13 protein-coding genes are annotated in these 12,368 nt (G+C 67.2%); 6 read left to right on the top strand and 7 right to left on the bottom strand.

All coding sequences use genetic code 11. The annotated features are described in order from the left end of the window. Window positions 1–154: 154 nt before the first annotated feature. Together OG300_RS18370 and OG300_RS18365 are read right to left on the bottom strand one after the other, a co-directional pair. Window positions 155–517, bottom strand: a complete 363-nt coding sequence (locus tag OG300_RS18370) for a hypothetical protein (protein WP_405497539.1) — start codon at window positions 515–517, stop codon at window positions 155–157. A gap of 200 nt (window positions 518–717) precedes the next feature. Next, entirely contained in the window at window positions 718–1,353 is a 636-nt protein-coding gene (locus tag OG300_RS18365; RefSeq protein ID WP_405497537.1) for a TetR/AcrR family transcriptional regulator, read from the bottom strand. 147 nt (window positions 1,354–1,500) lie between these two features. Between OG300_RS18365 and OG300_RS18360 the strand changes: the two genes are divergently transcribed. Then, window positions 1,501–2,259, top strand: a complete 759-nt coding sequence (locus OG300_RS18360; protein ID WP_405497535.1) for an SDR family NAD(P)-dependent oxidoreductase — start codon at window positions 1,501–1,503, stop codon at window positions 2,257–2,259. 218 nt (window positions 2,260–2,477) lie between these two features. On the opposite strand, the gene OG300_RS18355 is transcribed toward OG300_RS18360, so the two are convergent. Continuing rightward, window positions 2,478–3,038, bottom strand: coding sequence for a TetR family transcriptional regulator (locus OG300_RS18355; RefSeq protein WP_405497533.1), 561 nt, complete (start codon window positions 3,036–3,038; stop codon window positions 2,478–2,480). A gap of 38 nt (window positions 3,039–3,076) precedes the next feature. Here OG300_RS18355 and OG300_RS18350 point away from each other — a divergent pair, with 38 nt between their 5' ends. Continuing rightward, window positions 3,077–4,117 (top strand): epoxide hydrolase family protein, encoded by a 1,041-nt coding sequence (locus OG300_RS18350; protein ID WP_405497531.1) that lies wholly within the window; start codon window positions 3,077–3,079, stop codon window positions 4,115–4,117. A gap of 142 nt (window positions 4,118–4,259) precedes the next feature. Here OG300_RS18350 and OG300_RS18345 read toward each other — a convergent pair whose 3' ends face one another. Beyond that, a complete protein-coding gene (locus OG300_RS18345; protein WP_405497529.1) occupies window positions 4,260–4,559 on the bottom strand; it encodes a hypothetical protein in 300 nt (99 codons plus the stop codon). A gap of 253 nt (window positions 4,560–4,812) precedes the next feature. Here OG300_RS18345 and OG300_RS18340 point away from each other — a divergent pair, with 253 nt between their 5' ends. Both OG300_RS18340 and OG300_RS18335 read left to right on the top strand, forming a co-directional pair. Next, the gene (locus OG300_RS18340) at window positions 4,813–5,073 is read left to right on the top strand and encodes a hypothetical protein (protein WP_405497527.1); all 261 of its coding nucleotides are present in this window, start codon (window positions 4,813–4,815) and stop codon (window positions 5,071–5,073) included. Between the two features lie 390 nt (window positions 5,074–5,463). After that, window positions 5,464–5,880: a CPBP family intramembrane glutamic endopeptidase gene (locus tag OG300_RS18335; protein ID WP_405497525.1), complete on the top strand. Its 417-nt coding sequence runs from the start codon at window positions 5,464–5,466 to the stop codon at window positions 5,878–5,880. A gap of 1 nt (window position 5,881) precedes the next feature. Here the strand turns inward: OG300_RS18335 and OG300_RS18330 are convergent, their stop codons facing one another. Then, on the bottom strand, window positions 5,882–7,375 hold the full coding sequence (locus OG300_RS18330; protein WP_405497523.1) for a carboxylesterase/lipase family protein: 1,494 nt from the start codon (window positions 7,373–7,375) through the stop codon (window positions 5,882–5,884). A 27-nt stretch (window positions 7,376–7,402) separates the two neighbouring features. Next, window positions 7,403–7,942, bottom strand: a complete 540-nt coding sequence (locus tag OG300_RS18325) for a winged helix-turn-helix transcriptional regulator (RefSeq protein WP_405497521.1) — start codon at window positions 7,940–7,942, stop codon at window positions 7,403–7,405. Between the two features lie 57 nt (window positions 7,943–7,999). Here OG300_RS18325 and OG300_RS18320 point away from each other — a divergent pair, with 57 nt between their 5' ends. Continuing rightward, a complete protein-coding gene (locus tag OG300_RS18320) occupies window positions 8,000–8,647 on the top strand; it encodes a dihydrofolate reductase family protein (RefSeq protein WP_405497519.1) in 648 nt (215 codons plus the stop codon). A 271-nt stretch (window positions 8,648–8,918) separates the two neighbouring features. Here OG300_RS18320 and OG300_RS18315 read toward each other — a convergent pair whose 3' ends face one another. Then, window positions 8,919–10,109 (bottom strand): FAD-dependent oxidoreductase, encoded by a 1,191-nt coding sequence (locus tag OG300_RS18315; protein WP_405497517.1) that lies wholly within the window; start codon window positions 10,107–10,109, stop codon window positions 8,919–8,921. Between the two features lie 75 nt (window positions 10,110–10,184). On the opposite strand from OG300_RS18315, the gene ligA reads away from it, so the two are divergent. Continuing rightward, entirely contained in the window at window positions 10,185–12,176 is a 1,992-nt protein-coding gene (gene ligA / locus OG300_RS18310; RefSeq protein ID WP_405497515.1) for an NAD-dependent DNA ligase LigA, read from the top strand. Window positions 12,177–12,368 lie beyond the last annotated feature (192 nt).

Genomic DNA, 12,368 nt, shown 5'->3' with positions numbered 1-12,368 from the left:
TCATGTCGATCCCGATATGGAGAATCGTCGCCGCCGCGATCCCGGTACCTCTTCCGTCGATCGACTGCATTCCGGGTGCCGATCCGCCACAGCGCATAGGCGGGATACCGAGCAAGCGCACTATCCTGCCGCATACCGCGCGGATCGGGACCTGTCAGCGTGGCACGTCGGAAGATCGACTGGCAGTGTGAGTCTGAGCCCCGCGGGGCTCCGCGCGCTCCCCTTCGCAGGAGTCGAGGTATACGGCGGAGAGGTAGTGCGTGCTGTGGAGGTTGACGTCGGCGGGCAGTAGGAGCTTGCGGTCCGGCGGGCTGAGAGCCTCGGCCAGTTCGTGGATCGGGTAGCCGAAGAGGTCGTAGTCGCCGAAGGCGACCGGAACGTCGGCGGCCCGGTCCGGGCCGTACTCCCGTTCGATGATCAAGTGTCCCAAGGTCTGCTCGGGGCACGCGGTGCAGGAGTAGGCCGTGACCAGAATGCCGTGGTGGCCGAAGGAGAAGGTCCAGTGCGTTCCGCACATCCACTCCGATAATGGCGCGTGGCCCGCTGTTCGGAGCGGCCGCGCGGCTCGCCGGAAGATCAAGGGGCAGAGATCAACTCGGCTCCAGTGACGCACCATAATGCCGATTGCAGTGCTTTTGTCATCGGAAGGTTGTGACTACTGGTAATCGGCTCGGGGCCTCCGGCATCCGGTGCGGGCGTGCGAATTCCGGTTTCGGATCAGGCTGGTCGATCGGTGGTGTAGCGGGTCAGCATGGTCTCTACAGCCTGCTCGACGGCGTAGCGGATGTCAGAGGCTGCGGGGTTCCAGTCGGTCAGCAGCATGCGGGGCCACAGGACATAGTTGGCGATCATCCCGAGGAACTGGTTGGCGGCGCTCTCGGCGTCCGGGACGTCGGCGTTGCCGGCCTCGTGCTCCGACTCGAGGTAGTGCTGGACCGAGGTGAAGTAGGGCAGCTTGCCGAGCTGGAATTGCATCCGTCCCAGTTCCGGGAAGCGGGGCAGCTCGGCGATGACGATGCGGAACAGGGCCGTCATACCGGGCTGGCCGATCAGGTCGGCGTAGCGGTGGCCGATGGAGGTCAGGCCGGAACGCAGGTCTCCGACCTGAGGCTGTGCGACAGTGCCGCCCGCGTCGCGCTGCCAGGACTCGGTGACGATGGCCTCGAAAAGGGCTGCCTTGGTAGGGAATTGCTTGAACAGGGTGGACTTCGAGACTGCCGCCCCTTCGGCAATGCGGGCCAGGGAAGTGCCGTCGTAACCGTGGTTAAGGAACAGGTCCGTGGCTGCGGAGATGATCGCCTCACGCTTTTGCTGGGCGAGGCGGCGGTGATGGGTGGAGAGCTCTGCTGCCATGCGTGCAGTATGCCCCAGCTCCGAGGCGAGTCACTTGACTCACCTCCTTTCGCATGCCTACGCTGCAATGGAAAGGCGAGTCGAGCGACTCGCATCTGATTGCGGCACCCGCCGTCTCCCGGGTGCCGTGCGATGAGGGAGCAGCCGATGACAGTCGACAGGATTGCCTTGGTGACCGGTGCGAACCGTGGCTTGGGTCGGAGTACGGCTCTTGCCCTGGCGGCGCGCGGGGTGCGGGTCGTGGTGACCTATCGCGGTGATGCGGCCGGGGCCGAGGAGACGGCGCAGCAAGTACACGCTGCGGGCGGTGTTGCCGCTGTCGTGCGTCTCGACATCAGCGACGTCCCCTCTTTCGGAGCCTTCACTTCCGAGCTGAGCGGACTGCTCGAGCGCTGGGGGGCTTCACAACTCGATATCGTGGTCAACAACGCGGGGGTGGGTGTCTTCGGCCCGCTGGAAACTGTCACGGCCGACGACTTCGACACGGTGTTCGGCACGAACGTGCGGGGCACGTTCTTCCTCATCCAGTCGCTGGTGCCGCTGCTGGCGCAGGGCGCCAGCGTCATCAACGTCTCGTCGTCGCTGACTCGCCACACCAGTCCCGCGACCTCGGTCTACTCCGCCTCGAAGGCCGCCGTCGAGGCTCTGAGCCGCACTCTGGCCGCGGAACTCGGCCCCCGTGGCATCCGGGTCAACGCCATTGCCCCGGGGCCGACCGCCACCGACTTCAACGGCGGTGCCATGCGCGATGACGCCGAGATGCGCCAGAGTCTCGCCGGGCAGACCGCGCTCGGCCGCGTCGGCGAACCCGAGGAGATCGGCGACGCCATCGCCACGCTGGCCTCGCAGGACCTGCGCTGGATGACCGCCCAGCGCATCGAAGTCTCCGGCGGCGTCCTCCTCTGACCGACGCGTCTGGGTCGCGCAGCGCGCCAGGCAGAATTCTCCAAGCCGAAATTTCGACAGGCCGGGCCGACCGAGAGCGCGGGTTCGGCCCACATCGAACGCACGATAATGCCGCTGGTCGCGCTGACCCAACCGGACAGTGCGCCGCTGCGAAAGATCAACTGGCCGTGGCGATCCGGCGTCGCGCGGAACCCGTCATCGTGCCGGAACGTCTCGGATCACCCGTCGGTGAGGCGTTGGATGGTGGTGCTCAGCCAAGTCTGGAGTTCGGCAGGGTCGCCGAGTTCGGAACGCAGCACTCGTCGACGAGTTGATACGCCCAGGACGAAGGCGTCGATCGCGGCGGCTCGCGCGCGGGCGTCGGCGTCGTCCAGGCCGCTGTCGCGCAGGTAGTGGTAGAGCGGCTGCAGTGAGTTGGTGTCGAGGAATACGGCAAGTGCCTCAGCCGCTTCCGGGCGTTCGCCGGATGCGCGTTGCAGCACGAGTAGCGGATCCTCTTCTGGCGCACCGAACCAGCGCTCGACGATGCTTGCCGCGAGGCGTGAACCGAGCTCGGAACGGTTGCCGTCGAAGGAATTCGAGACCGGGATCTCTACCCGCGTCGCCGCCAAGAAGATGCCCTCCTTGCCACCGAAGTAGCGGGTGATGAGGTTGGGCGACACACCTGCCGCATCGGCAACGCCCTTGACTGTGGTTGCCGCATATCCGTTCTGCGCGAACTGGCGTTGCGCATGCTCCAGGATGCGCTGTTTGGTGGTGGCCGCGTTGCGCGAAGTCATGTGTATCAGCATACACATCGATGTGTATGCTGATACACATGATCGATGACCTACGGGAACGACTCCAGCGGACGCGGCGTGTCACGACGCCGTGGAGTGCCGACGAGACGCGGGGCATCACCGGAGCTCGCCTCGACCAGCTGCTCGAACGCTGGGTGAACGGATACGACTGGAGCGTGCACGAGCGTCGCATCGCCGAGTTGCCTTGGGTAACAGTGCAAGCGGGCGGCACCGAGCTCCGGGTGATCCATCGACGGTCCGTGTCGCCCGACGCCCCGGTCGTCGTACTACTGCACGGCTGGCCCGACTCGGTGCTGCGGTTCGAGCGTGTCCTGCCATTGCTCGCGGACCTGAACGTGGTGGTTCCCGCGCTGCCGGGCTTCCCGTTCGCGGCCCCGCTCGAAGGTTCGGCGATGTCGGTCAACCGGATCGCCGAGATCGTCGCGGACGCACTGACCGAGCTCGGTTACACCCGTTACACGGTATCCGGCGGCGACGTAGGTGGCATGATCGCGGAAATCCTTGCGGCACAACACCCGGACCGGGTTACCGCCCTGCACCTCACGAACATCGCCCCACTCCGTGCGCTCACGGCGGATCGCGCGCAGCTCGCGCCCGACGCGGTGGCCTACCTCGACCGCTCGGCGCAGTGGTTCCGAACCGAGGGTGGATACATCGCCGAACAGTCAACGCGCCCGAACACTCTCGCCATCGCGCTCGGCGACTCACCCGCGGGCCTCGCGGCCTGGATCGTCGAGAAACTGGAATCCTGGTCCGACGATTCAGCTTTCACCGACGACGACCTGCTCACCTGGGTAACCGCCTACTGGGCCACCGGCGCCATCGCCACCTCGTTCGCCACCTATGTCGAACCGGCCGCCTTCGCTGCCCGGATCGACACGCCCACAGTGCTTTCCGTCTTCTCGCGCGACATCAAACCGGAGCCCCGAAGCTACGCCGAGGCGTTCCTGAACATCCGCGACTACGTGGAACACCCTGCGGGCGGCCACTTCGCAGCCTGGGAACAACCCGAGGCGTACGTGGCCGACCTACGCCGAGCCGTCCAACTGGGCGAATGAAGCGCCACCGAAACCCATTGGTGCCGAACCGAATCGATCGTTGACGGCTGAAGATCGACTGCCGCGGCGCTGCCAAGGTACCGAAACTGTGGTGCGGAAGGCGCGGGAAGACGAAAGTGCCTTCCCCGCGCGGTCATCGACGTCAGCGTCCCGCGATTCCCTCGTTGCACGCGGAGATCAGGGGGTCCAGGCCGAGCGGCAAGGTCGATCCGTCGTTGGGAGTGCCGTCGGCGTTGAGGGAGCGTCGCAACTTCGCCTCGCATCCGCCCGCCTGCTTGACATCGCTGACGGATATCGCGGACATTGCCACGAATTGGCCGTAGGTCACGTCCTTCCCGTCGGCGCCGACGATGATGACCGTGTCCGGGTCGTACGCCCAGGCACCGGCCGTTGCGGTGCCGACGAGAGCGGCGAGGGAGACGAGCGCTCCAACAAGAGCCAATTTCACAGTGCGCCTCTCGATCTGGTGAACGGGTGCACTTTATCGACGCTGACCGACAGTATTCGGCAGCCTTGGCGTGTCCGGCCGAACACGCGTGACTGACGAAGGGCGAGCGCCCTGCGGCGTATGGGCGCTGCTGCCTCTGCCGCTTCCGGGAAAGTTGTGCCCCGAAATGTTGAAGTAAGCGTGTTTCATTTGGGCTTCGAAAGTGTATCGTCCGTCTGGCATGTTGTGATGAGCGAAGGTTGCCCAAATGACCCTGACGCCGATGAAAATGGCTGTGGTAGCGATTGTTTCGGCCGGAATCGGACTTTCCGCCCTGGGTACGGCAGCGGCGAGTCCGTTGCCTTGCCTCGATCCGATCGCGGGCACCGGGAGCGCCCAGCAGGGTGTGCAGCCGGGGACCATCACCAGCGCGTTGGGGTATCTGCTGTGTGCGGTGACCGGCGGTCACCCGGTGACCGGTATGGCTGGCCCGACCGTCTGCGAGGGCGGTCAAGTGGGTTCCCTCTAGACGATTCTCGGGCGAAATACCAAGCCCCGGCCAAGTCTGCTTCTGCCGCTGATCGCGCTGACCGAACCGGGCGGCGCAGAGTCGGCGGAACCTCGACGGGCGGTGGCGATCCCGGTCCGGTACAGGACATAACGCTCGTCGCGGATGCCGCTCACCGAGTTCCGGCAAGCCTCGGCAGCGCCTGGACATGGCGTGTGTTGCCGGAGGAGTTCCTATCCGAAATGGTCAGCGCCGTAAAGCAATTGGCGGCACAGGGCGGGGAGCGGTGATGCGCGGCGGGCGTTGCCTCTGCACCCGATCAGGCTGGGCGAACTCTTGTCACGCGTAGTTTCCGTCGGTATTCGGTGCCCGGCTGTTCGCTCGCTGGTTGACAAGGGGTGGGTGTATGTCGTGTTGTTGCTGGTCGCGACGCAGTTCGTGGGGTGGGGTGAGGAGGGCATGTTTCGCGGGATCGGGGTTACGGTGTTGCGGCGGCATGGGCTCACCGAGGGGCGGGTTGCGCTGTGGTCGAGTGTTGTGTTCGGTGCGGTGCATTTGACGAACGTTGTCGGACACGGGATTTCGGCGCTGCCGCAGGCGGTGATGGTGAGCCTGGCCGGGTACTTCTTCTATCTGATCCGGCGGGTCAGCCGGGGCAACGTCGCCAACTCGATTCTGCACGGGCTGTTCGACTTCTCGTTGCTGAGCGGCTCCGCGATCCTCGTCGACCAGCAGGCTTACGCGGGAACGCTACTGCCGGTTCTGGTCTATCCCGTCCTGGCGATCATCCTGTTCGTCAAACGTCGCGACATCGAGCCCGCCGAATAGCTCACCGCGCCAGGTGGGCTCGGCGGACGGCGTCGAGTTCGGCGGTGCGCAGGCCGGTCACGGTCGTGGATTCGGGGGAGTCGAAGACGCGGACGACGGGGTCGGCCGTGGTGAAGGGGGACCAGCCGGGGTTGCCGGTGGTGGCGAAACGCACCCAGGCGGTGTGGATTTCGTCGGCCAGCGGCTGTGGGGGATTGGGGCCGGTGAGGGTGTGGGCCGAGTCGAGTTGGTCGAAGACGAAGGGGATTTCCAGGGCGTGGGCGGAGCCCAGTTCGGGAATGCCCGAGGGCCAGGCGAATTCGTAGGCGTGGGTGGGGGTCGCGGTGGGGGACTCGGCGATCCGGGTGACGTCGTCGCGGAAGACCGTCGCGGTGATGATGGCGGCGAAGAGGTCGGCGGGGGTCGCGTCGGGGCGGGACGGGCGGAAGGCGTCGAGCACCACCGGGTCGAGGCCGTAGCGGGTGAGCAGCGCCGGGAGGGTGTCGTCGGTGATGGCGGCGGCCAGGCCGGTGGGGAAGGTGAAGAAGCGGAATTCGTCGCGCGTCCAGCCCACCATGAGCGGGACCCGATCCGAGTGAGCGGCAACGATATCCACCGGGCGGGCGGTGATCAGGTCGCCGTCGATGACCGGATAGAAGCTGAGGATCCCCAGGCCGTTGGCGATGAGCGACGGGCCCCAACGCGCCGGATCCGGATTCATCATGAGTTCGAGGGCGATCGTGTTCTGTGCTTCGAGGACCTGCTGCGCGTCCAGCTGCCCGAAAGCCGCTGCGGTGTAGTCGATGCCGAGATGGCGCGCCAGTTCGGCTCCGACCTTCGCGGCATCGTCAGCCTCGCATACCGCGGATCCGTTGCAGCTCTGCACGATTGCCTGCTGGAACAGTCCACGCGCCGCCGGTGCGGCCAGTAGATCCACCACACTCATCCCGCCCGCGGACTCCCCGAAGACGGTCACCTTGCCCGGGTCCCCGCCGAAGGCCGCGACATTCTCCTGCACCCAGCGCAGCGCGAAGATCTGATCGTGCAGCCCGCGATTGTGCGGCGCACCCGCGACGGCCGCGAAACCCGAAGCGCCGAGCCGATAGTTGAGCGACACCACCACGACGCCGTCGCGGGCGAAGGCGCTGCCGTCGTAGATCGCGCGGGCGTTCGATCCGCGCGTGAACGCGCCACCGTGAATCCACACCAGCACCGGCAGCCCGGAACCCGCCGGATCCGGCGTCCACACATTGACGTTCAGGTACTCGTCGCCGGGGATGCCGTCGCTACCGAGCAGCGCGTGAATCGGTGCGGGATACGGACTCTGCACGCAGGTCGCCCCGAATTCCGTGGCCGCGCGGGTACCCTCCCATGCCGTGACCGGCTGCGGCAGCGCCCACCGTGCCGGACCCACCGGAGCGGCCGCGTACGGAATGCCCAGGAAGACACTCACCCCGTCGCGTTCGATGCCGCTCACTTTGCCGCCGGTGACAGTCACGATCGGTGTGATGCTCATCAGCCCTGTCTAACACGACGTACCCGATCAATCCGGCAAAACGGGATGTTCCAGGCGGGCGGCCGCCTCGTAGGCCGCGGTCAGTTCCGCGAGCACGCCATCCGCGGGTGCCGGGGCCCGGTCGAGGTGAATCCCGCGCAGTTCGGCCATGAATCGCTCCCACAGCGGGGGTCCGCCGTCGGCCAGCAGTTCGGCTCGGATGGTCAGCTCGGGAGTGGTGTCGAGCCAGCGCGCACCCCACGCGCCGAGCTGGGCCAGCACCGGGACGAGCTGGATCGACGCCTCGGTGAGGTGGTATTCGACCTTCTGGCGGTGGCTCGGGTCGTCGTCGCGGGTGAGCAGGCCCGCGTCGACCAGTTTGGTCAGGCGGTTGGACAGGATATTGGAGGCGATGCCCTCCATCGATCCGGCGAGCAGTTCCCGGAAGTGCGTGAAGCCGCCGAACATGATGTCGCGCAGCACGATCAGGCTCCAGCGGTCGCCCAGCAGTTCGACGGTCATATTGATCGGACAGCCGGACTTGCCGCGCGGCACCGGGAGCTTGTCGTAAGCAACTGGTTGCATCATGAGATCAGTCTAGGTACGGTCGAGACCGATTGCAGATTGCAACCAGTAGGAGTGTCGATGACGCAGCTCGTGCGAGTGCACAACTTCAATATCTCCAGCGACGGCTACGGGGCCGGGATCAACCAGAGCCTCGATCGCCCCTTTGGTGACGCGGACCCCTCCGCGCTGTTCGCGTGGTCGGGCGCCACCGCTCACGGGCCCACCCGCACCGAACCCGGTGGCAGCCGCGGGTTCGACGACTACTGCACCCGTGAATGGCACCGCAATATCGGCGCGGAGATCATGGGCCGCAACAAGTTCGGTCCGCAGCGCGGCCCGTGGGAGAACTACGACTGGCAGGGCTGGTGGGGCGACGAACCCGTCTTCCACACGCCGGTTTTCGTGCTCACCCACCATGTGCGCCCCTCGATCACCCTGGGGGAGACCACTTTCCACTTCCTCGACGCCTCCCCGAAGGAAGCGCTGGCGCGGGCACTCGAAGCCGCCGACGGCAAGGATGTGCGCATCGGCGGCGGCGCCATCACGATCCGTGAATTCCTCGACGCCGATCTCATCGACACCCTGCACGTCGCCGTCGCCCCGGTCGAATTCGGCCAGGGTGAGCGACTCTGGGAGACGCCCGAGGAGCTGACGGACCGCTTCCATCTGGAGCAGATCCCCAGCCCCACCGGCGGTGTGGTGCACCATTTCCTCTGGCGTCGATGACCTGTGGTTGCGGCCGAAGGGTTCGTCAGGCCGCGACCGGTTGTGCCGCAGCCACACTCGGCTGCTCGTCGCGGGCGGCGTTTCGCGCCAGCTCGACCGCGGTGACGAGCAGCAGGAAGGCGAGAACCGCTGCGGCGGTGCGGATATCGTGGAAGGTGTCCTGACGCTCACCGACGAGGGGCGTGCGGCGCTGACCGAGGCACAGCGATTGTCGGCGGATGCGATCGGGGCGGTGTTCGGCGACCTCGACGCCGCACAGGTCGCCGACCTGTCAGCGCTGCTGTCCCGAATCGTCAACACTCCCTGGCGGATTCGGCGCGGCTCTGCGCATGCCGCCGTAGATGCCGCGGCGCACGACGAAGGGTTGCAGGCGAGACCACGCCGGGATTCGAAACGCCTGCCCGGCGGGGGTGAAGATCTCCAGGGTGTTTCGCTGCGTGCCCACCACCGAACCCCAGCGCCGGGTCGCGGGCGTGAACGCCTTCGGGGTGCCGCCGGTGAGATCGGCGCGGATGTTGTGTGCGAGCAGGCCGTCGGCGCGACTGCGGGCCGAGGTGCGCAGCGGATCCGTCGCGGCGACATCGCCGATGGCGTACACGCCCGGTGCGCCGGGGACCCGCAGGTACTCGTCGACCACGACGAAACCGTTGTGGTCCAGCAGTTCCGGTGGCAGCCAGGCGGTGTTCGGGGTGACCCGGCCGATCGTCCAGAGGACCGCGGCGGCGTCGCTCGGCGGCTGCCCGGTACTCCATTCCACAGGTCCGGCAGTGATCTCGTCGCAGCCGAATCCGTCCGGCACGATCGCGCGATGTCCCGGGTGCAGGCCGACGCCGAGCCGCTCGAGACGTCCGCTCAGGGTGCGCCAGACCTTGCGGTGATGCTGCGGAAGCGCCTGTTCGCCAGGGAAATACAGGTCCACTCGTTTGCCCGGCCAGCTGGTGGCCACGTTCAGCGCGCTGCTCACCGCCGCGGCTCCGCCGCCCAGGACGATCACCGAATCGGCTGCCGCGAGGCGTTCGTGAGCATCGGTGAGGCCTGCGGCCACCTGCTCGGCGGTGAGCAGGTCCGGGCGACGCCAGAAGCCGTTCGACACACCCGTCGCGATCACCAGCGCGTCGTAGGACTCGCTCGCGGCCTCGCCGTCGGGTCCGGTGAGTTGGACACGCCGATTCTCGAGGTCGAGTCCGGTCAGCGAGCCGTGCACGGTCCGGGCCGCGTCGAGCCGGTGATAGTGGTCGAACGGCACCCAGAAGTCCCGCGCCCACTCGTGCGGACGCGACAGGCGCATGCCCAGTTCCTGCCCGCTGACCAGACCCGGTTTGCTCGAAATGCCGACCAGATCCGCATGTTTCGAGAGGTGGATGGCGGTCAGCAGCCCGGTGTCGCCGAGGCCCGCGACCACAATTCGCGGGCGGCTGGCCCGGGTGCGCCCGGCCCGGGTCACCGACTCGGTCTCGCTCATGCGAACACGGTATCTGGAACACGTTCCAGCGGCAGGTGCATCGCGATGTCAGTAGGTATCGGTAGCGTCTGGCGTGTGGAAATTGGGGAACGTATTCAAGAGCTCGCCGACCGGATCACGGCACTGCGCGACGCCTACTACCAGGGCACGCCGCTGGTCGCCGACGCCGACTACGACGCGATCGAGGACGAGCTGCGGGCGCTGATCGAGGCGAACCCGGAGCTGACACCGGACCCGAACCCGCTCGACCAGGTCGGCGCCCCGGCGGTGCTGCACGCACCCACCCGGCACGCGCGCCCGATGCTGTCGCTGGAGAAGGCGACCAAGCCCGAGCAGGTGGTGGCGTTCTTCGAACGCTTCCCGGGCCAGTCGGTCGTGGTCATGCCCAAGCTCGACGGCCTGTCGCTGTCGCTGGTCTTCGAGGACGGCAAGCTGGCCCGCGCGGTCACTCGCGGCGACGGCACCACCGGTGACGACGTGACCCCGCTGGTGCGCGCGCTCGTGGACGGCGTGCCCGACCGCATCGAGATCCCGGGCCGGGTGGAGGTGCGCGGCGAAGCGGTCATGCTGCGCTCCACCTTCAACGCCTACAACGCCGCGCATGCGGACAAGCCGCTGATCAATCCGCGCAATGCCGCCGCGGGCACACTGCGCGCCAAGGATCCGGCCACGGTCGCCGAACGGCGACTCCAGTTCTTCGGCTTCGATCTCGACACCGCCGACGAGCACGCGGCCGATGATCTGGGGGAGGGTCTCGGGGCGCTCGGTATCGCGGGCGCGGACATGCGGGTGTGCGCGGATGCCGAGCAGGCGCAGGCGGCGATCACCGCCATCGAGCAGGGCCGAAACGATCGCGACTACGACCTCGACGGCGCGGTGCTGCGGCTGGCCGACCGGAATGCGTACGCGGCGGCCGGAACTCGCTCCAACTCCCCGCGCGGCGCACTCGCGTTCAAGTTCGCGGCCGAGGAGAAGACCACGCTGTTGCGCGAGGTCATCTGGGATGTGGGCAAGACCGGCAAGATCGTCCCGGTCGCATGGCTCGAACCCGTCTTCGTCGGCGGCACCACCGTCACCAAGGCCACCCTGGCCAACCAGGAAGTCATCAAGGCCCGCGACATCAAGATCGGTGACACCGTGCTGGTGCGCCGCGCGGGGGACGTGATCCCGTTCGTGGCAGGCGTTCTCGACGCCGCCGCCCGCACCGGCGCGGAGATCGACATCGTCTCCCCGACCGCGTGCCCGTCCTGCGGTCAGCCGGTCACCGAGCAGGGCAACAGCCGGGAACTGTTCTGCACCAACGTGTCCTGCCCCGCCCAGACGGTCCGGCGGCTGATCCACTGGGCGTCGCGGGCGGGTGCGGATATCGACGCCATCGGCGGCAAATGGATCGAGCGCCTGGCCGAGGCGGGCATCCTGGAGAACCCCTCGGACTTCTACACGCTCACCAAGGAGCAGCTGCTCGAATTCGACCGTGTCGGTGAGGTTTCCGCCACCCGAATGATCGACTCCATCGACGCCAGTCGTCAGGTGGGCCTGCGCCGCGCCCTGATCGGCCTCGCCATCCCGATGGCATCGGACGGCACCGCCGCGCGCCTGGCCCGCTCGGGCTTCGGCTCGCTGGAAGAGGTGGCCGACGCGGGCGAGGAACGCCTGGTCGAGGTGGAGGACATCGGCCCGAAAGTCGCTGCCTCCCTTGCCGCGCACCTCACCCGGCTGCGGCCCGAACTGGAGCGCTTGCGCGCCGCGGGCGTATCCCTGGATGTCCGTGACGAGGATCTACCCCCGGTCGTCGCGGCAGGCGCGCCCCTGGAGGGTAAGACAGTGGTGATCACCGGCGCGATCAGCGATCCCCGCTCCGGCGAGAAGGTGGCCCGCCCGACCTTCCAGCGCCTGTGCGAAAAGGCCGGTGCGACAGCCGCTTCCTCGGTATCGGCGAGCACCGACATGCTCATCACGGGCGCGGGCGTCGGTGACAGCAAGTTGACCAAGGCGGAGAAGCTCGGTGTCGAGGTGGTCGATCAGGGCGAGATCTGGAAGCTGCTGATCGACGCGAACGTGGTCTGAGACAAGACGATCGAGGGGGATTCGGCTCGCACGTGGACGAGCCGAATCCGCTGAGCTCTACCAGCCGGAGCCGGAGCCACCCGATCCGGTGTTGGCCAGGATGGTGCCGATGACCATCTGTGCGAGCCCGGCGATTGTGGCAAGGAATCCCACGGTGTCCTCCGTATTTCTCAGCGCCGCGTGTCCGGCGTA

The sequence above is a fragment of the Nocardia sp. NBC_00511 genome (assembly GCF_045161165.1).
Classification (GTDB): domain Bacteria; phylum Actinomycetota; class Actinomycetes; order Mycobacteriales; family Mycobacteriaceae; genus Nocardia.
This window is presented reverse-complemented; position numbering and strand designations above follow the sequence as displayed.

Excerpts from the sequence above, each read along its gene's own strand:
- OG300_RS18330 (WP_405497523.1), bottom strand. The coding sequence starts at position 7,375 with ATGAGCATCACACCGATCGTGACTGTCACCGGCGGCAAAGTGAGCGGC.
- OG300_RS18340 (WP_405497527.1), top strand. The coding sequence starts at position 4,813 with ATGACCCTGACGCCGATGAAAATGGCTGTGGTAGCGATTGTTTCGGCC.
- OG300_RS18325 (WP_405497521.1), bottom strand. The coding sequence starts at position 7,942 with ATGATGCAACCAGTTGCTTACGACAAGCTCCCGGTGCCGCGCGGCAAG.
- OG300_RS18370 (WP_405497539.1), bottom strand. The coding sequence starts at position 517 with ATGTGCGGAACGCACTGGACCTTCTCCTTCGGCCACCACGGCATTCTG.
- OG300_RS18320 (WP_405497519.1), top strand. The coding sequence starts at position 8,000 with ATGACGCAGCTCGTGCGAGTGCACAACTTCAATATCTCCAGCGACGGC.
- OG300_RS18315 (WP_405497517.1), bottom strand. The coding sequence starts at position 10,109 with ATGAGCGAGACCGAGTCGGTGACCCGGGCCGGGCGCACCCGGGCCAGC.
- OG300_RS18360 (WP_405497535.1), top strand. The coding sequence starts at position 1,501 with ATGACAGTCGACAGGATTGCCTTGGTGACCGGTGCGAACCGTGGCTTG.
- OG300_RS18365 (WP_405497537.1), bottom strand. The coding sequence starts at position 1,353 with ATGGCAGCAGAGCTCTCCACCCATCACCGCCGCCTCGCCCAGCAAAAG.
- OG300_RS18350 (WP_405497531.1), top strand. The coding sequence starts at position 3,077 with ATGATCGATGACCTACGGGAACGACTCCAGCGGACGCGGCGTGTCACG.
- OG300_RS18355 (WP_405497533.1), bottom strand. The coding sequence starts at position 3,038 with ATGACTTCGCGCAACGCGGCCACCACCAAACAGCGCATCCTGGAGCAT.